This is a genomic window from Aliagarivorans marinus DSM 23064 (assembly GCF_000429485.1).
GTDB classification, from domain to species: domain Bacteria; phylum Pseudomonadota; class Gammaproteobacteria; order Enterobacterales; family Celerinatantimonadaceae; genus Aliagarivorans; species Aliagarivorans marinus.
Genome location: NZ_KE386907.1, coordinates 248,205 through 266,501, shown reverse-complemented (window position 1 = coordinate 266,501; position 18,297 = coordinate 248,205). Strand labels below are relative to the sequence as shown.

The following is an 18,297-nucleotide window of genomic DNA, read 5'->3' as shown; positions in this document are numbered from 1 at the left end:
AAAAGCCACCATTACGGTGGCTTTTTCAATCCTTTTAGGTGGCTTTACAGCACCATCGAGAGGAATTGACGCAGACGTGGGTTCTCTGGGTCATCAAAGAACGCCTCTGGCGTCTCATTCACCAACAGCTCGCCGTCTTCCATAAACAGCACCCGGTCGGCTACTTCACGGGCAAAGCCCATTTCGTGGGTCACCACCACCATGGTCATGCCTTCAGCGGCCAAGCCTTTCATAACGTCCAATACCTCGCCAACCATCTCGGGGTCGAGCGCCGAGGTGGGCTCATCGAACAACATAATGTTTGGCTTCATGGCCAAGGCGCGAGCGATCGCTACACGCTGCTGCTGACCACCTGAGAGGTGAGAAGGGTAGTTGTCCATGCGATCGCTCAGGCCAACGCGTTTTAGCAGATCTCGCGCATCAGTTTCGGCGGTGGCGGCATCGCGCTTGGCAACTTTAAGTGGCGCCAACATCACGTTACCCAAGGCGGTCTTGTGCGGGAACAGGTTGAAGTTTTGGAACACCATGCCCACTTCTTCACGCAGCTTGTTGATATCGGTGCTTTTGGCGTACATATCGGTGCCATCGACGGTGATACTGCCGCTGCTGATGGTCTCTAGCTGGTTGAGCGCCCGCAAAAAGGTGGACTTGCCCGAGCCAGAGGGGCCGACAATAACCACCACCTCACCGCGGTGTACAGTGGCACTCACGTCTTTAAGTGCATGACAGCCATTGGGGTAAATCTTGTTGATCTTGTCGGCAACGATCATGTCATTGCCTTGGTAATCTCTAGTCACTGGCTGACAACCTCTTTTCTAGTCTTTGAATGGCCCAAGACAAGCTACTGGTCAGCAGCAAGTAGAGCAGGGCGACGGTAAACCACACCTCGAAGGGGGCAAAGCTGCCGCTAACTACTTCGCGACCGGCTTTGGTCAAATCGGTAATCGAGATCACCGATACCAGTGATGAATCCTTGATCAGGTTGATAAACTGACCGGCCAATGGCGGCAGGGTGCGCTTGAATGCCTGCGGTAGGATCACGTAGATCATCGCTTTCGGGTAGCTCATACCCAGCGAGCGGGCCGCTTCCATCTGGCCTTTGGGTATCGACTGAATACCGGCACGGACAATCTCTGCCACATAGGCGGCGGTAAACAGTGAGAGTGCAATCACACCGGCAACGAAACGCTCAAGGTCGAACACGGTGCCAATGAAGAAGTAAACGATAAAGATCTGAACCAGCAGTGGGGTACCGCGGATAAGCTCGACATAGGCGATGGAGAGCTTTTTAACCGCCGGGTTCGACGAGATGCGCATCAGGCCGATAATGAGGCCGAGTACGATGGCGAACAGCAGCGACCACAGCGAGATCTTAATGGTGACTATCAGGCCTTCGGTGAGCGGGCCAATGCGCCACTCTTCGAGCGATGCTAAGCGATCGCCTTCGAAGATCAGGTCGCCTTCATAGACCAGCAAGTCTTCGTATTCGCTGAGATCGACCAGCACGTCACCGGCCAGTGATTCGAGTGCTAAGTCGCCCTCGGCGTTACTGACAATGTTGCCGTCTTCGGGCGCGGTGACCGCCGATGCTTGGTTATTAACGATGTAAGGAACGACGCGTTGCCAGTTCCAGTTGTAATCAATCTTCTTGCCGGAGAGAAATACCAAGCCGCCAAGGGCAACCAGGATCAGGACAAAAAGGGCGTTCCAGCCAAGGTTTTTGTATTGGGTCTGCATATATGACTCTGGTAAAACACGTGCTGGCGAACCGTACAACACGCTCCGGTTCGCCGTAGAAGGTCAATGGGTTTATTGAACCTGCTCTAGCCACGCATCATCTTTGAACCACTTATCATAGATGCGATCGTAGGTTCCGTCGCCGCGGATTTGGCGCAGGTAACCGTTCAAGAAGTTCAGCATGTCAGGATCGCCCTGACGGATTGCCCAGCCCAGAGGCTCAAAGGTGAATGGCTGATCAAGGTGAACCAGCTGACCTTTGTTCTCAGCATCATAGATAGCGTTGTAGGGTAGGTCATAAACGAAGGCATCGGCTTTACCATTAATCACTTCCAATACGGCTTCTGACTGCGTCTCGTAAAGGTTTAAGGTCGCTTTAGGGATGTAACGCTTAATCGCGCCTTCACCGGTGGTGCCCAGCTTGGTCACGATGGTGTACTCGTCGCTGTTCAGGTCACGGTAGCTGGTGATCTTACCTTCCAGTTTAGGGTTAAGCAGAATGGTTTGACCGATGGTTACGTAAGGGTCGGCGAAGTTCACCTGCATGTTACGTTGTGGGGTAATGGTCATACCGCCCATGATCATGTGACACTTGCCGGTAAGTAGGGTTGGAATAATGCCATCCCAAGCGGTGTTAACCGGTACGTACTTCACGCCCATCGCGCGTGCCATTTGGCGGCCCAGGTCGATATCGAAACCGATGTATTGGCCGTTTTTCGCAGTCATCTCGAAAGGCATGTAACCGGCGTCAAAACATACGCGCAGTTCGCCTTCTTTGGTGATTTCTTGAAGTAGGGTGTCTTGTGCGAAGCTGGTGGCACTGATCAACGCCAGCGCAGCCGCTGCGGTGCGGATAAATCCTTTCATAATAATCCTTGTTTTTACTCTTTTTTTTGTTGTACCTAAAGCTCTGCGTAGACCTGCTGAGACAGTGGTAACATGTTGTGTTGCGTGACTTTTATAGCAGAATTAGTCGTTGCTGGGTAGGGTTATCAGGGCATGCGAGTGTTAATTGAATGTAAAGTGCGCAAAGAGATTCAGTAATGTAGCTTGTCAGTAGCTTGTGGTGTCTTCGTTTAGCTTTTATCGAGGTGTTGCAAGGGTGTTAATGCGCTTCGACAGCAATTATTCAAGATGCTGCCTACTTACCACGAGCGAGAGTTCAGATAGCTAAAAGCAGGGCGGCTCGCCGCGGTTTACCTTCGGCAATCACTGAAAGTAAAAAACCAGCCCGCAGGCTGGTTTTTGCATGCTAACTCGATGCTTAGTCTAGTAAGCGTCGTTGTGCACTGAGGCAGCGCGACCTGATGGGTCTGCGTTGTTTTGGAAGGCTTCATCCCACGCCAATGCTTCTGGCGTCGAACAGGCCACAGACTTGCCGTGTGGCACACACTTAGCTGCAGAGTCTTGCGGGAAGTGCTCTTCGAAGATGGCACGGTAGAAGTAGGCTTCCTTGGTGTCAGGCGTGTTGATTGGGAAGCGGAATGCCGCGTTCTCCAGCTCAAGGTCTGACACTTCCAGTTCAACCAACTCTTTCAAGCTGTCAATCCACGAGTAGCCTACGCCGTCAGAGAACTGCTCTTTTTGGCGCCATGCTACGCTGTGTGGCAGGTACTGCTCGAAGGCTTCACGCAGGATGTGTTTCTCGATCTTGCCGTTGCTACACATCTTCGCTTCAGGGTTGAGGCGCATTGCCACGTCCAGGAACTCTTTGTCGAGGAAAGGCACACGACCTTCGATGCCCCAAGCTGCCAGCGACTTATTGGCGCGCGCACAGTCAAACATGTTCAGTTTGCTTAGCTTACGCAGGGTTTCCTCGTGGAACTCTTTCGCGTTCGGGGCTTTGTGGAAGTACAAGTAACCACCGAATACTTCATCGGAACCTTCGCCAGAAAGTACCATCTTGATGCCCATCGCTTTGATCTTACGCGCCATCAGGTACATCGGGGTGGATGCACGGATGGTGGTCACATCGTAGGTTTCGATGTGGTAGATCACATCGCGCAGCGCATCGATACCTTCTTGCACAGTAAAGTGGATCTCGTGGTGTACGGTACCCAAATGCTGAGCTACTTCTTGTGCAGCAATAAGGTCGGGTGAGCCTACCAGGCCAACTGCAAACGAGTGCAATTGTGGCCACCATGCGCCGCTTTGGTCGTCGTCTTCAACACGCTTGTCGGCGTAGATCTTGGTAATTGCCGAGATAACAGATGAATCCAGACCGCCAGATAGCAATACACCGTAGGGCACGTCACACATCAGCTGGCGCTTCACGGCCGCTTCTAGCGAGTCACGTAGCTCGTCTACTGAGGCTTCGTTGTCTTTAACCGCATCGTAAGACATCCAGTCACGCTCGTAGTAGCTGGTGACTTCGCCATCTTTGCTGTACAGGTAGTGGCCCGGAGGGAACTCCGTGATGGTTTTACAGATAGGCGACAGCGCCTTCATCTCTGAGGCAACGTAGAAGTTACCGTGCTCATCGTAGCCAGTGTATAGCGGGATAATACCGATGTGGTCGCGGCCAATCAGGTAGGCGTCTTCTTCGGCATCGTACAGGCAAAAGGCGAAGATACCGTTGAGATCATCTAAAAAGGCAGGGCCTTTCTCTTTGTACAAGGCCAAGATGATTTCACAGTCAGACTCGGTGGCAAACTGGAAGTCTACATTCAGATTCTTCTTTAGGTCCTTGTGATTATAAATTTCGCCATTTACAGCCAGTGCGTGGGTCTTTTCTGGATTGTAGAGGGGTTGAGCACCGTTATTCACGTCGACGATAGACAGTCGCTCGTGAACCAGAATTGCATTCTGGGAGGTGTAAATCCCTGACCAGTCAGGCCCGCGGTGGCGCAAGCGTTTGGACATTTCCAGCGCCTGCTTACGCAGCTCGCTGAGGTCGCTTTTTATATCAAGAACACCAAAGATGGAGCACATAGAAATCCTTTTTTACTCTAATTTTTACAACTAAACGAAGGTGCATCACTGCACCATTCGTTGGAACCTTTCAATTTGCCAAGATTTGCAGATTTTGCAAGCTTTAGCGCGATAAAAATGGGGTTTTTACTGATTTCAGTCAGTTAAGCCCGAAAGCGTACGTTTTCACCGGCTTGCTTGTCCCCTTGGGGGCTTTTTTCGGAGGATAACAGTTCGTTGTAGACGTGCTCAGCAAAGCCCGCACCCGCCTCGTTGTATAGGTTGAATACTTCGTCGGCCCCTAAGCGCCGTAATTTTTTAGCTTCATCCGCAAACTGACATATCGCCGCAATTTTTGCATTGAAATTGCCTTTTTTGAGCTGTTTCAGCGCATATTCGTTACCGTGGTGGTGGGGCATGGCGAGCAGTACCAGCTTCAACTCTGAGCTGGGGTGAAGCTTTTCCCAGAAATCGGAGTCGGTAGCATCGCCTTGAATCACCGCGCGGCCTTGATTGATTTGTCGCTCGATTTTGTCCAGATCGGTATCGATACCGATAACCAGGTCGGGGTAGTGTTGCTGCATCAGATCGTAAGCACCCTCACCGATGCGACCCATCCCTAAAATTACCACCTGCATCTGGCCAAGTTCAATCGGCTGATCTTCGATGTTTAGGCGCTTGCGCTGCATTCGGCGCAGCACCGGCAGCAGCCATTGATAGACCTTATCGGCGTTCTTGTGGATTGGCGCAGAGATCATAAAGCTGATGCTCACCGCCATCGCAAGAGCCGCCATCCACTCGCCCGGTAGCCAGCCGAGTTTCACGGCAATAGCACTGACAATCAGGCCAAACTCGCTAAAGTTACCGAGGCTTGCAGCCCCCAGGAAGGCGGTACGCGAGCGCAGGCGGAAGAACATCAGCAGCAGCATATACGCGGTGTTTTTTACAAACAGCAGCGCACACAAGATCAAGGCAATACCGAAGGCATCCCAGCTCGGTGGATAGCTCAATCCAATCGACAGGAAGAAGGCAACCAGCATGATTTCTTTAAAGCTGAACAAGGCCTTAGCCATGTAGTTGGCGCCAGAGTGGCTCGCCAGCAGCATGCCCATGACCAGCGCACCAATATCTGATTTGATGCCCACTAACTCAAACAGTTGCGCACCCACCACCAACGCCAAGAAAAAGCCCAAAACGATTTGCAGCTCGCCGTGGCCGACCCGGTCGAGTAGTCGATAGAACAGTGGCCTTAGTGGCCATAAGAACAGCAACAGCGGCGCGTAAAGGGTGGGGAGTTTGCCGGTACTGGCAGCCAAGAACACCACAGCAAAGATATCCTGAATAATCAGGATGCCAATGGCGACCCGGCCATATAGCGCGTTCATCTCACTTTTATCTTCCAGCGCTTTTACTGCAAATACGGTGGAGGAGAAGCCCAAGGCAAACGCCAGTAGGTAGATGGAATGCTGTTCTAAACCGCTGGTCAACGGTAGCTCAGCAAAGCGAAACGCCATGAGGCACAAACTAAAGAACACCAAGCTGCCGAGCATATGAAGACTGGCAGTGCCGATCACCTCTTTCTTAAACAGTGAGCGGATGTCGAGTTTCAGGCCAACAGTAAACAGCAGCAGAGTTACGCCTAAATCGGCGGCGCTGTTCACCAGCTCCATCTCGCTGAAGCCCGCATAGTGCAAGATAAAACCAGCACTTAGAAAACCGATTAATGGTGGAAGGTGGAGCAAGTGGGCAGCATAGCCCGCTAAAAAGGTGATGGTGATAAGTAGAGAGACTTCCATTCGCGTGCGGCTACCTACAGAAAATCAATGGCAGCTACGTTGGGTAGCACGTGGTTAGGGCGGAAGGGAACGGCTTCGATATCCGCTTCGTTGCTAACTCCAGAAAGAACCAAAACAGTCTCAAGGCCTGCCTGAAAACCTGCCAGGATATCGGTTCGCAGATTGTCACCGATGATCACGGTTTGCTCGGCGTGGGCACCCATCTTGTTCAAGGCGGCGCGGATGATCCAGGCGCTAGGCTTGCCGACATAAAACGGCTTGCGGCCAGTAATCCGCTCAATAGGCGCACACAGGGCACCGCAGGCTGGGCTCATGTTTGGCCCATGGGTATCGGGGTTGGTGGCAATAAACTGCGCCCCTTCTGCAACGAACTTGGCAGCCAACTGAATCATATTCCAATTGTAGTTGCGGGTTTCGCCCACCACGACAAAGTCAGGGTTGATATCAGTAATCGTAAAGCCCGCGCTGTAAAGCTCGTGGATAAGCGCGCCTTCGCCAATCACATAGGCTTTGTTGCCCGGTTGGCGTTTAAGAAAATCAGCGGTCGCCATTGCCGAGGTATAAAAACACGAATCGGGGATCTCAAGGCCAGCGCTGGCAAAGCGATTGTGCAGGTCCTGCGGGGTTTGTGCGGGGTAGTTGGTCAGTATCACTAACTTGACCTGCCGCTCGAGCAGGCCTTGTATAAATTGGTCTGCTCCCTTAATCAATTGGTTGTCGTGGAGCAACACTCCATCGATGTCGCAGATGACCGATTTCGTCATGGCTTTATCCTAGAACCTTAGCTGTTAACATTAGAGTAACGTAGCGCAATGCAATTGAGCCAGTGAAAGTTTGTGAAAGTCCCGGACAATACGCGGCGATCTCACTGATTTTAAAGGAGTGGATTATGCAACTGGAAGCGTTTATCAAGCAACTGCCAAAAGTTGAACTGCACGTTCATCTCGAAGGTACCCTCGAGCCTAAGCTGATGTTTGAGCTCGCCAAGCGCAACAACATTATGCTGCCCTATGCCTCGGTGGATGAGGTCAAACAGGCCTACCAGTTTACCGATTTACAGGGCTTTTTAGATATCTACTATCAATCTGCGCAAGTGCTTTGCACCGAGCAAGACTTCTTTGACTTGGCCATGGCTTACTATCAGCGCTGCCATGAGCAAGGCATTGTTCACACTGAAGTGTTTTTCGACCCGCAAACGCATCTACCTCGAGGTGTGGCGATGGAAACGCTGTTTGCTGGCCTGTCTCGTGCCAAACAGGTGGCTGCCCAGCAGCTGGGCCTAAGCGTCGAGTACATCCTGTGCTTTCTGCGCCACCTTAGTGAGGAGGATGCCATCGATTGCCTGGAGCAGGCTCTGCCTCACGGAGAACACTTTATTGGCGTGGGCCTCGATTCGTCCGAGTCGGGTAACCCACCCGAGAAGTTTGCCCGTGTATTCGCCAAGGCGCGCGAGCAGGGGTTTAAGTGTGTCGCCCACGCCGGAGAGGAAGGGCCTGCGGAGTACATTAAAACCGCGTTGGATATGCTAAATGTTGAGCGTATTGATCACGGCGTGCGCTGTATCGATGATAGCAAGGTGCTCGCTGAGCTGGTTGCCAAGCAAGTGCCACTGACGGTCTGCCCTTTATCGAATGTTGCGCTCAAGGTGGTCGATAAGCTCGAAGATCATCCTTTGCCACAGATGATAGAGCAGGGCTTGCTGGTGACCATCAACAGCGATGATCCTGCTTATTTCGGTGGACAACTGGAGCAGAACTTAACCGCCTGTGCCCGCGCGTTTGGCTGGGATAAGCAAATGTTAGCGAAATTGAGTATCAACGCAGTTATTTCCAGTTGGGCAAGGTTAGAACAAAAAATTCTATATATTCAACAAATTAATCGCCTGCTTGTAATCTAAAGCAGCTAGACTTACAACAAATACTTAATCTGTTAGTAACAAAGTCAGGAGCGACATATGTTTGTTGTATTTTTCAGATGGAAACTGCGCGAAGAGATGATCAAGGAGTTCAAAGAGGGCTGGTCTGAGGTCATCCATGTGAATATTGATAAGTTTGGCGCGCTTGGGTCGCGCCTTCACAAGGCCTCCGATGGCACGTGGGTCAGCTACTCGCAGTGGCCTACCAAGGACCATTGGCTTCGCTCTAAGGAAAGCGAAACCTTGGTGCAAGACGCCCGCGCCAAAATGCGCAAAGCGATCCTGTGGCAAGACGAGCCTCTGCTAATGGCGCCACAAATCGACCACTTCGTCTCCAGCAAACTCGAAGCAAACGGCTCGTTCGCTTAACTCTTTAGTACACGTTATTTCCGCGTTTTGGCTAAACCTGCTCACAGGTTTAGCCAAACGCTGCTGTGCAACTAGGTGTGGCTTTGCTTCCGAGAATCTTGCTTTCGTGGTGTGCTGAAGTAAACTGTGCGGCTTGTTCAAGCAGTGCAAAGCACAACGATGACAAAATATAAGCACCCTGTTTTTACACTTCCTTTCGATTGGCGCTGGCTAGCTCCCAAGTTCTGGGGCACTTGGCTGACTGGCGGTCTAATTATCCTGCTGGCTTTTGTTCCGGCAAAGCTACGTGATCGCATCGCAGTGGCCATTGCTAATTTCTTGTTTGAACGCAAGTTCCTTAAAAAGCGGCGTGCGATTGCTGATACCAACCTCAGTCTGTGTTTCCCTGAGATGAGTAGCGAACAGCGAGTTGAGCTGATGCGCAAGAACACCCACATCTTTGTGCAGTTGATCTTAGGGATTGGAGAGCTAACTGTGCGCTCGACTAAGCACCTGCATCGGCGCATCCGGGTTGAGGGCGAAGAGAACGTACGCGAGATCCTCGATAACAACGAGCATTTTGTAGTGTTGCTGCCGCACACTTATCCGGTGGACTATGCGGGCCTGTACTTTGCTTCTCAGGGCATTCCAATGTGCACCATGTTTAAGAAAAGCCGTAACCCGGTAGTTGATTGGGCGATGCTCAAGCAACGTACCCAATATGGAGGCTTAATCTTTGAGCGTAGTGCTGGGCTTAAAGCGCTGATGAAAGCGATACGCGAAGGCTACGGTTGCATCTACCTGCCTGATGAGGACTTGGGCCCCGATGCCAGCATCATGACGCCATTCTTCGCCGCCGATAAAGCGACCATTCCGGTGCTAGGCAAGGTCGCTAAAACTACCAGTGCTAAGGTCCTTCCGGTTTACGCTGGTTATGATGGCGAAAAGCATGAAGTGGTGCTCTATATCCACCCGCACATCCCGAACTATCCAACTGGCGACATTGAGCAAGATACTCTGTTGATGAATCAGGAGATTGAGAAGTTGGTACAACGTTCACCCGAGCAGTACATGTGGACGCTCAAGTTACTAAAAACCATGCGCGGTACTGATAAGCGACGCTATTAACCGCCACTGATACTTACTTTTTTATAGGCCCATTTACTGGGCTTCTTCTCTGAGTGCTTCGTTGCGATAGTGATTGAGCATCGCCACGAAGTCTTTGGCATCCCGGTCCAACGCGCCTTGGTCAATGAGCAAATCATAGCCGGTTAAGCGGCGCATCTTATTCATACGATGGGCAAACATGGCAGTTAGCCCGGTGTAGATCTTACCGTTAGCAGCAGTGAAATAATCATCTTCAAGCAGTTGGTCGCTAAGCGACGCTTTGCTGCAATTCAGGCACTCATTGCGAAGTGCGGCGAGCAGAGCGCTGCGTTGCTCGGTAAGCAAATGCGCGATCAAACGCGGGGATATTGTATCAAGTAACACTTGGTTGTCCTTCAAACGAAGTCCCACGTAGTGCATTTCCTTCCAGTCTAAGCCTTGCTGTAGCTTAGGTATGTCAGCGCGCTGCAGGTTGTCCCACTTGACCACCCAGCCGCCATAGCGGTGATGAAACTGCATGTGGTCAAAGCACATAACCACTGAGTAGCGTGGTTGATAGACTTTGTCGGCGCCTACTCGTATCGCCAGATAGGCGGCGAAGAACAGTAGTGAAGCGACCAGCGACACCATCATAAGCTCTTGATAGAGAATGATAATACCGCTGGTGAAAAGCAGGGCACTGCCCCAAATTAACGTTTTAGCGTGGTTCGACGCAAAACTTCGAACGCGAACAGTTTTTGGCATACTCAGGCCTCCGTTTAACACTGCTTACGCAAGGCAACAATGTTAAGACTAGACCGAGATTGAATAAAAACTATTCCTTTTCTGCCTGTCGCTTCTCAAAAGCGGCAAGTTGTTCTGGGGTAGCGGGGAGTTGAAATTTGTCCTTCCACTCGGAGTAGGGCATGCCATATACGTGCTCGCGTGCTTGCTCGTAGTCTAGCTCTACACCGCGTTCTTTGGCTTCAGTTACCATCCATTTGGCCAGGCAGTTGCGACAAAAATCCGCCAAAATCATCAGCTCGATGTTTTGCACTTCTTTATGGCTGTCTAAATGACTTAGCAGGCGCCGAAAGGTGGCCGCTTCGATGGCTTGTTGTTGGTCCATGATGATTATCCTCGGGTAAGCAGGTTGTTGAGGTTGATGATGGCGGCGTTGGCACGGGAGATGTAATTGGCCATAACCAGGCTGTGATTTGCCATCAGGCCAAAGCCAGTGCCGTTAAGGATCATCGGACTCCATACTGTGTCTTGGGTCGCTTCTAGTTCGCGCACGATTTGGCGAACCGCTACCGTGGCGTTTTTCTTCTCCAGCACACCGCCAAAGTCTTGTTCGATGGCCTTGAAGAAGTGGATTAATGCCCAGGCTTCACCGCGCGCTTCGTAGAATACGTTGTCAATTTGCCACCACGAGGTCTTGATCACCTCTTCACTTGGGGCAAAGGTGCTCTGGGTGGCGCCTTGCTCTCCCGCCAAGCTGGTGTTTACCCGGCTACGGCCAACTGCTGCGGCAAGGCGTTGCGACATACTTCCCAAACGTGATTGTACCTCGCCCAGCCACACCACCAAATTGTCGGCGCGGGCATAGAACTGGGCGTTTGGGTCGTTGGGATCAGCCAGTTGAGTACGGTAAGCGCGCAGGGCCTCGATGCCATCGCGGTACTCCGCTTCGGCCGACGGGAACTGCCAGCTGCTGTGGTCAATATTGAATTTGGGCTGGGCAATCTTGAGCTGGGCATGCTCGGTGGACTGGGCCTGTGAGCGGCTAAAGTCTTTGCGCATAATCAGTGCTAAATCTCGGACTTGGTTGAGCGCGCCTAGCTCCCAGCTGGGCATGTTGTCCATTAGCACGCTCGGTGGCATTACATCATTGCTCAGGTAGCCGCCGGGCTTGTCCAGCAAGGTCTCGGTGACATGAATCAGTGCCGTCACCGTGGCATAGCCGGTAACCGGGTCAAAGCCTTCTTCAGACGCTTGTTGTTGGCTTAGCGTCTTAATATCGGTGATATCGGGCTCGATACTCCAGTAAACCGCCAGTAGGTAGTTAAACAGGAAGACAGCTAGCACGATGCCAATGATTTTGCGCTTGGTTAGTTGGAACATTCAGGCGTCCTTGTGTTGCATCAAAGGGGAAACAGGTAGTGAAACAGATCGTGGAACAGCTTCAAGTGTAATCAAAGGCTTAAGGCATAGCCAGCGTGGAACTGATGGTTGCTTACATGCCGAGCATTTGCCAGCGATGCGACTCTTTCTATGCAGCTTAGCCCAATTTTTGGTTAATTTGTTAATCAGTCTTGAAGCTGACATCTGAGTCGCTTATTCTCTGTGGCGCGATGAAGGGATGCATCATTATTTTTGGGCTGTAGATAATGGTGGATTAACAGTGACCTGCAGAAAAACACTACTTGCTTTACCTTTTTTGGCTTTGGCGCTTTGCCACTCCAACTTTGCTTCCGCAACCAGCGACAACTATGACCCTTATGTGGGGCTGCTAATCGATTACCAACTTGCCGATCAAGATATGCTGGGCGTAACGCTAGCGGTTAGCCACTTTGATCGCAACTTTCCGCGTTGGGGCTACTATGCGGGTTATGCCAGAGGCAAGGATGAGAAAATTGATCATTCTGATTATGATGATTACAAGATCAAGAATCAGATGTATCGCTTTGGCTTAAGCTACTCGGTTCACCCCAGAATCACCGCATTTGGTGGGCCGGTATTGCATCAATACTCCCATCACTACCGCGACAAATACACCGCGCTTTGTACTGATTGCGAGGCTCGTAGCTACCATGATAAGTACAAGACTTGGAGCGGCGAAACTGGCATTCGGGTAAACATTAGCGATAGCGTGCTACTATCGGCGAGTTATAACTGGGCAGTGGACAATGTGATGCTAAGTATTGGCTTTCGCAACTAAGCTACCGTTGCCCTTGGCTGGATGTCTCAAAGCATAAGTTGAAAGAGGATTGGATGAACGGATTGAAATGGCTGTGTGCTTTGGGATTAGTGGTTGGCAGTAGTGCGCTTGCTAAACCGATAGAAGAAGATCTGTGTCGGCATCTAAGCGGTGATTGGCACGGTAGCGCCAGCTATCCCGAGTTTGATATGCAGCAATCCTGGCAGGCGAGCTACCACCCAGATGGTCGTTTGGTATTAATCTTTACCAGCGAGCATCAAGGGGCGGTGAGTGAGTCTCAAGAAGTTGGCGTGTGGCATTGTTATCGAAACCTCCTGCGCAGTATTCATGCGCCACAAGGCGCAGAAGATGGCATGGAGCCCATGTACTACCATCTGCGTCGCGCCAATCAACAGCAAATCCACTATGTGAGCGTCAGCGACAACGGGTTCTTCGGCAAGTACTTTGTGGCGTACCGCGACTGAGCAGCTGAACGCCAATCAGTCGATATGTAAACTACTGAGCGTTGGCCGAAGGTTGTTGGCTATCGAAGGGAACCCGCAGCAGCAGTAACGACCCAATGATAAAGAAGGCCAGTACCAGCAGTATCCCTTGCTGCCTTCCCATCGCATCTGAGACCAGTCCAAAACTCATCCCCAGTAGCGTTGCGACCCGGCTAAACATACCCCAGAAGCCAAACATCGCAGCGCTTTGACCTTTGGGCGACAGTAGTCCCACCACCGCACGGCTGGCGCTCTGGGTGCTACCGATACCGCCGCCAGCAACCAACGCAATCACAAAGAATAGCTGTTGCTCGCTCACCGAAAACAGCACGCTTAGTGGGGTGAGGAAGTAGATCCCTAATACGCCTGCCATCCACCATAACAGCGTCGCCAGTACGGTGTTTTTCGGTCCGATAAATGCCTCCAGATAACCAAAGGCAATGGCGCCACCCAGAGCGCTGAACTGAAGCAAGATAAACAGTTGGGTAAGCGCTGCTGGGCTGAGCTCGACTACGTCGACGGCGTAGATCCCGACAAACTTGATGATTACGGCAACTCCTGCTGAATACACAGTAAAGGCAATAAAAAACTTGAACAGTTGTGGCGCGTCGGCAATTACCGAGCGGTAGTGGCGCAGTCGCTGGGTCGATAAGGCTAATAGCTGCTTCCAGCTCATCTTCTCGAACTCAGGGTGGGGGTGATAGCGGTCTTTTACCAACAGAAAAGTGGGTAGTGAGAAGATCACGTAGTAAAGCGCAATCGCTACCATCGCCCATTGAACCTGGCTGACATAGCTGGCGGTCGCGCTGTCAGGGTCGGCAGTAACAATGCCAAAGTTAACCAAGATGATGCTCAGTAGCCCGCCAAGGTAGCCAATCCCCCAGCCAATCCCCGATAGGCGCGAGATGTTCTTTTCGTTTGAAATATCGGTCAGCAGCGCCCCGCAAAAGGCCTCACTCATCATCCACGGCACGTTACTGAGCACAATCAATGCGATGCCCAACCAGATCTGTCCGGGAGCCACAAAAAACAGTAGGGCGGTAAATACGCTGCAGGCGAGGGTGCACACCAGCAAGTAGGCCTTCTTGTTCCCGGAGTAATCACACAGCACGCCAACCAGCGGAGAGATGACCAAGGTAATCACTGTGGAGATGGCAATCGCCAGCGACCAATAGCTATCGCGCAGCACCGCCCCTTCGGGCACGATGAAATTGACGAAAAAGACCGAGTAAACCAGCGAAATTACCACGGTGGTGTAAGAAGAGTTGGCGACATCGTAGAGCGCCCAACCGAGTACTTCGCGACGGGTAACCGGTTCACCATAACGGTTTAACATGCATGTTCCTCTAAGGGAGTTTGCCTTCCAGATTACGACATTAATATTACAGATAAAGGTGTAATTACCAGCCTTGCGTGCGGCTTTGACTCCGAGTGCTGCAATTTTGGACTAAGGTTATCGCCATGCCCTTAAGTCAATGAAACCGCGCACAAAGTTAGTTAAATCATGAGAATAGTCGTTACCTTGTCTGTATTAGCACTGTTGCAAGCCTGTAGCAGTGTCGCCAATATCCAAAACCAACCCGCCCAACAACAGGCTGCTAGTGAGTATCGAATCGACAAGCTGGCTCTCAGCGAGCAACGCTCCAGTAAAACCACGGTGGTGTTGGCCTTTTCCGGCGGCGGAACCCGGGCTGCGGCGATGTCCTATGGTGTGCTTAAGGCGCTGCGCGATACCTCGGTGATAATCGATGGCAGTGAGCGCCGCTTGTTGGATGAGGTGGATATCATCAGCTCGGTGTCTGGCGGGAGTTTTACCGCCGCCTACTTTGGCTTAAATGGCGAGTACATCTTTGAAGACTTTGAAGATGACTTTCTCAACCGTGATGTGAGCGGCGCATTGTTGCATGGCCTGTTTAGCCCACGCTTGTGGTTCTCTAAACACGGTCGCACTGAGATGGCGATCCGCTACTACGAAGACATCCTGTTTAATGGCGCCACCTTCGCGGATTTAGAAGCGGCCGGGGGACCCTTGCTGTTTATCAATGCCTCCGATCTGGCTCAGGGCACGCGCTTCTCCTTTACTCAGGAGTATTTTGATTTGCTCTGCTCGGATATCGCCGATTTCCCAGTAGCCCGAGCGGTGACGGCTTCCAGTGCGGTACCGGTGCTGTTCAACCCTGTGATCCTCGAAAACTATGAGGGCTGTGATGGTGGGGCCTACGAGCAGCAGTTTGGTCAGAGCCGGCAGCACGATAGCACTCAGACTCAGCAACTGTTCGATGACTTGCATAGCTATAGCGATAAAGTGAATCGCCGCTATATTCATTTGGTCGATGGTGGGATCACCGATAATCTTGGCCTCTTGGCGATCCACGAAACCACCGAGGCGATGGGCGGGGTAGCTGCTGTTATGGAGCGTTTAAATATGGAGCCATCACCCACCTTTTTAGTGATTTCAGTGAACGCCTCCACCAAGCCCCAGTACAACTTGGGGAAGCGTAAGCGACCGCCGTCGATTGAGGCGGCGGTAAGCGCCATGAGCGACGTACAGCTGCATCGATATAACGCAGCGACCATCGATTTGATTAAGCAACGGTTGGAAGATTGGGATGAAGAGCTGGGTGATGGTGCCATCGACACCCACCATTACTTTGTTGACCTGAGTTTCGAGGCCATCACCGACGTTGACCGCCTGCAGTTTATCAACCAGATCCCCACCTCGTTTAATCTCGATGAAGAGCAGGTGGATGAGGTGATCAAAGCGGGTCAAAACCTGCTGTTTTCCCACCCCGAGTTCCAACGCTTTCTCGACGACATGCACAGCCTTGAGCTAGGCAAGTTTAAAGGCAGCTTTTCCAGTGGCACGCCCGATGTGGGCGATTAGCCGCCTTGCCACTACTGCTTGGTTTGATACTGCGAAACCAGCGTGTCGATATCATTGAGTGTGGCTTGCAGCTTATCAATGGCCGAGCTGACCAAATCACTCTGGGTCAGCAGGTTTTTGCTCTGCATGCTGATCTCTTCAATGCTTTGCTCAATCTGGCCACAGGCGTCGGTCTGCTCCAGGGTGCTGGAGGCAATCAAGGTATTTACATCGCGCATCTCTTGCACGTTGGCACTGATAGTGCCAAGGGCATTGCCCCCGGCCTCGATCTTCTCGGTAGACTCGTTGGAGTGATTACGGCCGGTTTGCATAGAGCTAACCACCTGCCGAGTATTGCTTTGCAGGTTCTCGATTATGGTACGCACCTCACCCGTGGATTGCTGGGTTCTGGCCGCAAGTGCGCGTACTTCATCGGCCACCACCGCAAAGCCCCGGCCAAGCTCGCCGGCGCGGGCTGCTTCAATCGCCGCGTTCAGTGCTAGCAGGTTGGTCTGCTCGGAGATACTCTGAATAACCTCTATCACTGAATTTATCTCTTGCACGTTATCATCGAGGCGGGTGACTTGCGCTTCAGAGTCATTCAGAAGCTGATTGAGGGCGTGGGTTGCGTTGACCGAGTCTGCCACCAAATCAGCGCCATGTTGGACAGTTTCTTCCACCGTTGCTGCGGATTGTGCAGCAGAATCGGCGTTTGCCGACACGTTCTGGGCGGATTGCGAAAGCTCAACCGCAGCGCTGGCAACCAGTTCGCTTTGCTGCATCTGCGCTTCAACCACTTGGTGGGTCTCTTGGCTTTGCTCGCTGACCTGGCCAAAGGCTTGATGAAACTCTCCGGTGGCGCGTTTAAGGGTTACCAGCAGGCTGTTGAAGGTCGCCATCATCTGATTGAAGGCGAGCACGGTAGGGTGTTGCTGGTGGTGAGTTAGCTGCACATCCAAATCTTTGTGCTCGGCAACGCGGCCCACCGCGGCGATAACCGCATCGGAGACGTCGCTGTCTTTTTTCATCATCACCGCGTAGCTAATCAGCACAGCACTCTCTACCACCACAAAGGCGGCGTGTAGCATGGCTTTGCCCCACGAGCAGCCGTCGTTGTAGATAACCAATGGCACTTCGCCCATGGATGCTCCACCGAGCTGTAGCCCGGTAAACAGCAGGTGATGAACGGCGATAAAGCCGGCTGCCGCGACGATGGGCATCCAGTCTTTGTAAATCAGCAAGAAAGCGAGCGCGACAAAGATATGAAAGTGCATCTCAGAGGCGCCGAGTTGGGCTTGGATCATCACCGCGGAGTAGAGCATCAGCAACATGGCATTGCAGCATGACGCGATGCGGGTTCCCCGATAGTTAAAGTAAGCCAGCGACGCGATGATGGTGATGACTAACGACATGATTAACGCAAAACCAAAGCTGCCATAGCCGATCGGGATCAACAAGCCCACCACCGGAAAATGAGCCAGTAGGATGTAGTAGACGAACTTATCGGCTGAATGGTTTGCTTGGGCGCTCATAACATACTCTCTTGCTGTAACTGGTTTAGATCGTTGATTACTTGCTCTAGGTTAAGCGTTAACTGCCCATAAACGCGGCGAACCACACCTTGAGGATCAATTAGGTAGATATAGGCTGAATGGTCGACAACTTGCTGCTGATAGCCGGTGCTGATAAAACCGGGAAGTTGGGCAGAAAGTCTGCGGGTTTGCGCGATATCTGTGACTTGCTGGTAGTGCACGGCGTTATCTTCCAAGCTGGCAGTAGAGGCGTTAGCGTGCGGGTTTGGGGCTAGGTCGACGTAGACAAAAGTACTATCAGCCAAGCTAGGCTGTTGGGCCAGAGCCAACAAATTGAGTAGTTGCCGAGGGCAGGACTGACTGCACCCCTGATAGCCGAAAAAAGCGAACAGGTAACGACCTTGATAATCGTTAAATTGATGGCCACTGGCGAAGGAAAAGTTGTCTATGGAATGATTAGCAATCTGGCCATAACTGCTATCGACAGATTTAACGGTATGAAAGACAAGGGGAAGGAGTATTGCCGCGACGAAAGGACCGACGAGTAACAGGATTTTGTGAGCAGTGGGTGTTGCAATCATGCTAACAGTGTAGCCAAAACCCTGTGATTTGCTGCTTAGTGAGAGGGGGTTAAAAGTGACACGCTAGTCAGTAACTACCTTCCTGAATAGGTGTTGTGGCAAGCCT

Annotated in this window: 18 protein-coding genes; 6 read left to right on the top strand and 12 right to left on the bottom strand. The window is 51.9% G+C overall.

The window, feature by feature from the left end:
• Nucleotides 1-44: 44 nt before the first annotated feature.
• The 6 genes from G461_RS0115610 to G461_RS0115585 all read right to left on the bottom strand — a co-directional run bounded on the left by G461_RS0115610 (nucleotide 45) and on the right by G461_RS0115585 (nucleotide 7,207).
• Nucleotides 45-770: an amino acid ABC transporter ATP-binding protein gene (locus G461_RS0115610; RefSeq protein ID WP_035478046.1), complete on the bottom strand. Its 726-nt coding sequence runs from the start codon at nucleotides 768-770 to the stop codon at nucleotides 45-47.
• A 19-nt stretch (nucleotides 771-789) separates the two neighbouring features.
• Nucleotides 790-1,737 carry an amino acid ABC transporter permease gene (locus G461_RS0115605; RefSeq protein ID WP_026972538.1) on the bottom strand — a complete coding sequence of 316 codons (948 nt, stop codon included), beginning with the start codon at nucleotides 1,735-1,737 and terminating at the stop codon, nucleotides 790-792.
• Nucleotides 1,738-1,809: 72 nt separating this feature from the next.
• Complete coding sequence (locus G461_RS0115600) at nucleotides 1,810-2,604, bottom strand: transporter substrate-binding domain-containing protein (RefSeq protein ID WP_026972537.1); 795 nt, start codon at nucleotides 2,602-2,604, stop codon at nucleotides 1,810-1,812.
• Between the two features lie 402 nt (nucleotides 2,605-3,006).
• Nucleotides 3,007-4,668, bottom strand: coding sequence for an asparagine synthase B (asnB, locus tag G461_RS0115595; RefSeq protein WP_026972536.1), 1,662 nt, complete (start codon nucleotides 4,666-4,668; stop codon nucleotides 3,007-3,009).
• A 143-nt stretch (nucleotides 4,669-4,811) separates the two neighbouring features.
• Complete coding sequence (locus G461_RS24440) at nucleotides 4,812-6,443, bottom strand: cation:proton antiporter family protein (RefSeq protein ID WP_051333605.1); 1,632 nt, start codon at nucleotides 6,441-6,443, stop codon at nucleotides 4,812-4,814.
• A 14-nt stretch (nucleotides 6,444-6,457) separates the two neighbouring features.
• Nucleotides 6,458-7,207 (bottom strand): HAD-IIA family hydrolase, encoded by a 750-nt coding sequence (locus G461_RS0115585; RefSeq protein WP_026972535.1) that lies wholly within the window; start codon nucleotides 7,205-7,207, stop codon nucleotides 6,458-6,460.
• 125 nt (nucleotides 7,208-7,332) lie between these two features.
• Here G461_RS0115585 and G461_RS0115580 point away from each other — a divergent pair, with 125 nt between their 5' ends.
• The 3 genes from G461_RS0115580 to lpxM all read left to right on the top strand — a co-directional run bounded on the left by G461_RS0115580 (nucleotide 7,333) and on the right by lpxM (nucleotide 9,834).
• Nucleotides 7,333-8,340, top strand: coding sequence for an adenosine deaminase (locus tag G461_RS0115580; RefSeq protein WP_211236287.1), 1,008 nt, complete (start codon nucleotides 7,333-7,335; stop codon nucleotides 8,338-8,340).
• Nucleotides 8,341-8,397: 57 nt separating this feature from the next.
• Nucleotides 8,398-8,727 (top strand): antibiotic biosynthesis monooxygenase family protein, encoded by a 330-nt coding sequence (locus G461_RS0115575; RefSeq protein ID WP_026959933.1) that lies wholly within the window; start codon nucleotides 8,398-8,400, stop codon nucleotides 8,725-8,727.
• Nucleotides 8,728-8,886: 159 nt separating this feature from the next.
• A complete protein-coding gene (lpxM, locus tag G461_RS0115570; RefSeq protein WP_026972533.1) occupies nucleotides 8,887-9,834 on the top strand; it encodes a lauroyl-Kdo(2)-lipid IV(A) myristoyltransferase in 948 nt (315 codons plus the stop codon).
• Nucleotides 9,835-9,867: 33 nt separating this feature from the next.
• Here lpxM and G461_RS0115565 read toward each other — a convergent pair whose 3' ends face one another.
• The 3 genes from G461_RS0115565 to G461_RS0115555 all read right to left on the bottom strand — a co-directional run bounded on the left by G461_RS0115565 (nucleotide 9,868) and on the right by G461_RS0115555 (nucleotide 11,916).
• Nucleotides 9,868-10,557 carry a DUF2982 domain-containing protein gene (locus G461_RS0115565; protein ID WP_035480442.1) on the bottom strand — a complete coding sequence of 230 codons (690 nt, stop codon included), beginning with the start codon at nucleotides 10,555-10,557 and terminating at the stop codon, nucleotides 9,868-9,870.
• Between the two features lie 70 nt (nucleotides 10,558-10,627).
• Nucleotides 10,628-10,921, bottom strand: a complete 294-nt coding sequence (locus G461_RS0115560; RefSeq protein WP_026972531.1) for a DUF1244 domain-containing protein — start codon at nucleotides 10,919-10,921, stop codon at nucleotides 10,628-10,630.
• Nucleotides 10,922-10,926: 5 nt separating this feature from the next.
• The gene (locus G461_RS0115555; protein WP_026972530.1) at nucleotides 10,927-11,916 is read right to left on the bottom strand and encodes a DUF2333 family protein; all 990 of its coding nucleotides are present in this window, start codon (nucleotides 11,914-11,916) and stop codon (nucleotides 10,927-10,929) included.
• Between the two features lie 280 nt (nucleotides 11,917-12,196).
• Between G461_RS0115555 and G461_RS0115550 the strand changes: the two genes are divergently transcribed.
• Nucleotides 12,197-12,733, top strand: a complete 537-nt coding sequence (locus tag G461_RS0115550; RefSeq protein WP_157360337.1) for a hypothetical protein — start codon at nucleotides 12,197-12,199, stop codon at nucleotides 12,731-12,733.
• Nucleotides 12,734-12,786: 53 nt separating this feature from the next.
• On the top strand, nucleotides 12,787-13,197 hold the full coding sequence (locus G461_RS0115545) for a hypothetical protein (protein ID WP_026972528.1): 411 nt from the start codon (nucleotides 12,787-12,789) through the stop codon (nucleotides 13,195-13,197).
• A 31-nt stretch (nucleotides 13,198-13,228) separates the two neighbouring features.
• Here G461_RS0115545 and G461_RS0115540 read toward each other — a convergent pair whose 3' ends face one another.
• Entirely contained in the window at nucleotides 13,229-14,551 is a 1,323-nt protein-coding gene (locus G461_RS0115540; RefSeq protein WP_026972527.1) for an MFS transporter, read from the bottom strand.
• 168 nt (nucleotides 14,552-14,719) lie between these two features.
• Between G461_RS0115540 and G461_RS24435 the strand changes: the two genes are divergently transcribed.
• Complete coding sequence (locus G461_RS24435) at nucleotides 14,720-16,099, top strand: patatin-like phospholipase family protein (RefSeq protein WP_084429294.1); 1,380 nt, start codon at nucleotides 14,720-14,722, stop codon at nucleotides 16,097-16,099.
• Between the two features lie 11 nt (nucleotides 16,100-16,110).
• On the opposite strand, the gene G461_RS0115530 is transcribed toward G461_RS24435, so the two are convergent.
• Together G461_RS0115530 and G461_RS26575 are read right to left on the bottom strand one after the other, a co-directional pair.
• Nucleotides 16,111-17,610 (bottom strand): methyl-accepting chemotaxis protein, encoded by a 1,500-nt coding sequence (locus G461_RS0115530; RefSeq protein ID WP_026972526.1) that lies wholly within the window; start codon nucleotides 17,608-17,610, stop codon nucleotides 16,111-16,113.
• Nucleotides 17,607-18,191: an SCO family protein gene (locus tag G461_RS26575; protein ID WP_169727268.1), complete on the bottom strand. Its 585-nt coding sequence runs from the start codon at nucleotides 18,189-18,191 to the stop codon at nucleotides 17,607-17,609. The genes G461_RS0115530 and G461_RS26575 overlap by 4 nt, the downstream gene beginning before the upstream one ends.
• Between the last annotated feature and the right edge of the window lie 106 nt (nucleotides 18,192-18,297).

Bases quoted from the DNA above. Each gene is read 5' to 3' on its own strand.
- asnB (WP_026972536.1), bottom strand. From the start codon at position 4,668: ATGTGCTCCATCTTTGGTGTTCTTGATATAAAAAGCGACCTCAGCGAG.
- G461_RS0115560 (WP_026972531.1), bottom strand. From the start codon at position 10,921: ATGGACCAACAACAAGCCATCGAAGCGGCCACCTTTCGGCGCCTGCTA.
- G461_RS0115585 (WP_026972535.1), bottom strand. From the start codon at position 7,207: ATGACGAAATCGGTCATCTGCGACATCGATGGAGTGTTGCTCCACGAC.
- G461_RS0115605 (WP_026972538.1), bottom strand. From the start codon at position 1,737: ATGCAGACCCAATACAAAAACCTTGGCTGGAACGCCCTTTTTGTCCTG.
- G461_RS0115565 (WP_035480442.1), bottom strand. From the start codon at position 10,557: ATGCCAAAAACTGTTCGCGTTCGAAGTTTTGCGTCGAACCACGCTAAA.
- G461_RS0115555 (WP_026972530.1), bottom strand. From the start codon at position 11,916: ATGTTCCAACTAACCAAGCGCAAAATCATTGGCATCGTGCTAGCTGTC.
- G461_RS0115580 (WP_211236287.1), top strand. From the start codon at position 7,333: ATGCAACTGGAAGCGTTTATCAAGCAACTGCCAAAAGTTGAACTGCAC.
- G461_RS0115545 (WP_026972528.1), top strand. From the start codon at position 12,787: ATGAACGGATTGAAATGGCTGTGTGCTTTGGGATTAGTGGTTGGCAGT.
- G461_RS0115530 (WP_026972526.1), bottom strand. From the start codon at position 17,610: ATGAGCGCCCAAGCAAACCATTCAGCCGATAAGTTCGTCTACTACATC.
- G461_RS0115540 (WP_026972527.1), bottom strand. From the start codon at position 14,551: ATGTTAAACCGTTATGGTGAACCGGTTACCCGTCGCGAAGTACTCGGT.
- G461_RS24440 (WP_051333605.1), bottom strand. From the start codon at position 6,443: ATGGAAGTCTCTCTACTTATCACCATCACCTTTTTAGCGGGCTATGCT.
- G461_RS0115610 (WP_035478046.1), bottom strand. From the start codon at position 770: ATGATCGTTGCCGACAAGATCAACAAGATTTACCCCAATGGCTGTCAT.
- G461_RS0115600 (WP_026972537.1), bottom strand. From the start codon at position 2,604: ATGAAAGGATTTATCCGCACCGCAGCGGCTGCGCTGGCGTTGATCAGT.
- lpxM (WP_026972533.1), top strand. From the start codon at position 8,887: ATGACAAAATATAAGCACCCTGTTTTTACACTTCCTTTCGATTGGCGC.
- G461_RS24435 (WP_084429294.1), top strand. From the start codon at position 14,720: ATGAGAATAGTCGTTACCTTGTCTGTATTAGCACTGTTGCAAGCCTGT.
- G461_RS0115575 (WP_026959933.1), top strand. From the start codon at position 8,398: ATGTTTGTTGTATTTTTCAGATGGAAACTGCGCGAAGAGATGATCAAG.
- G461_RS26575 (WP_169727268.1), bottom strand. From the start codon at position 18,191: ATGATTGCAACACCCACTGCTCACAAAATCCTGTTACTCGTCGGTCCT.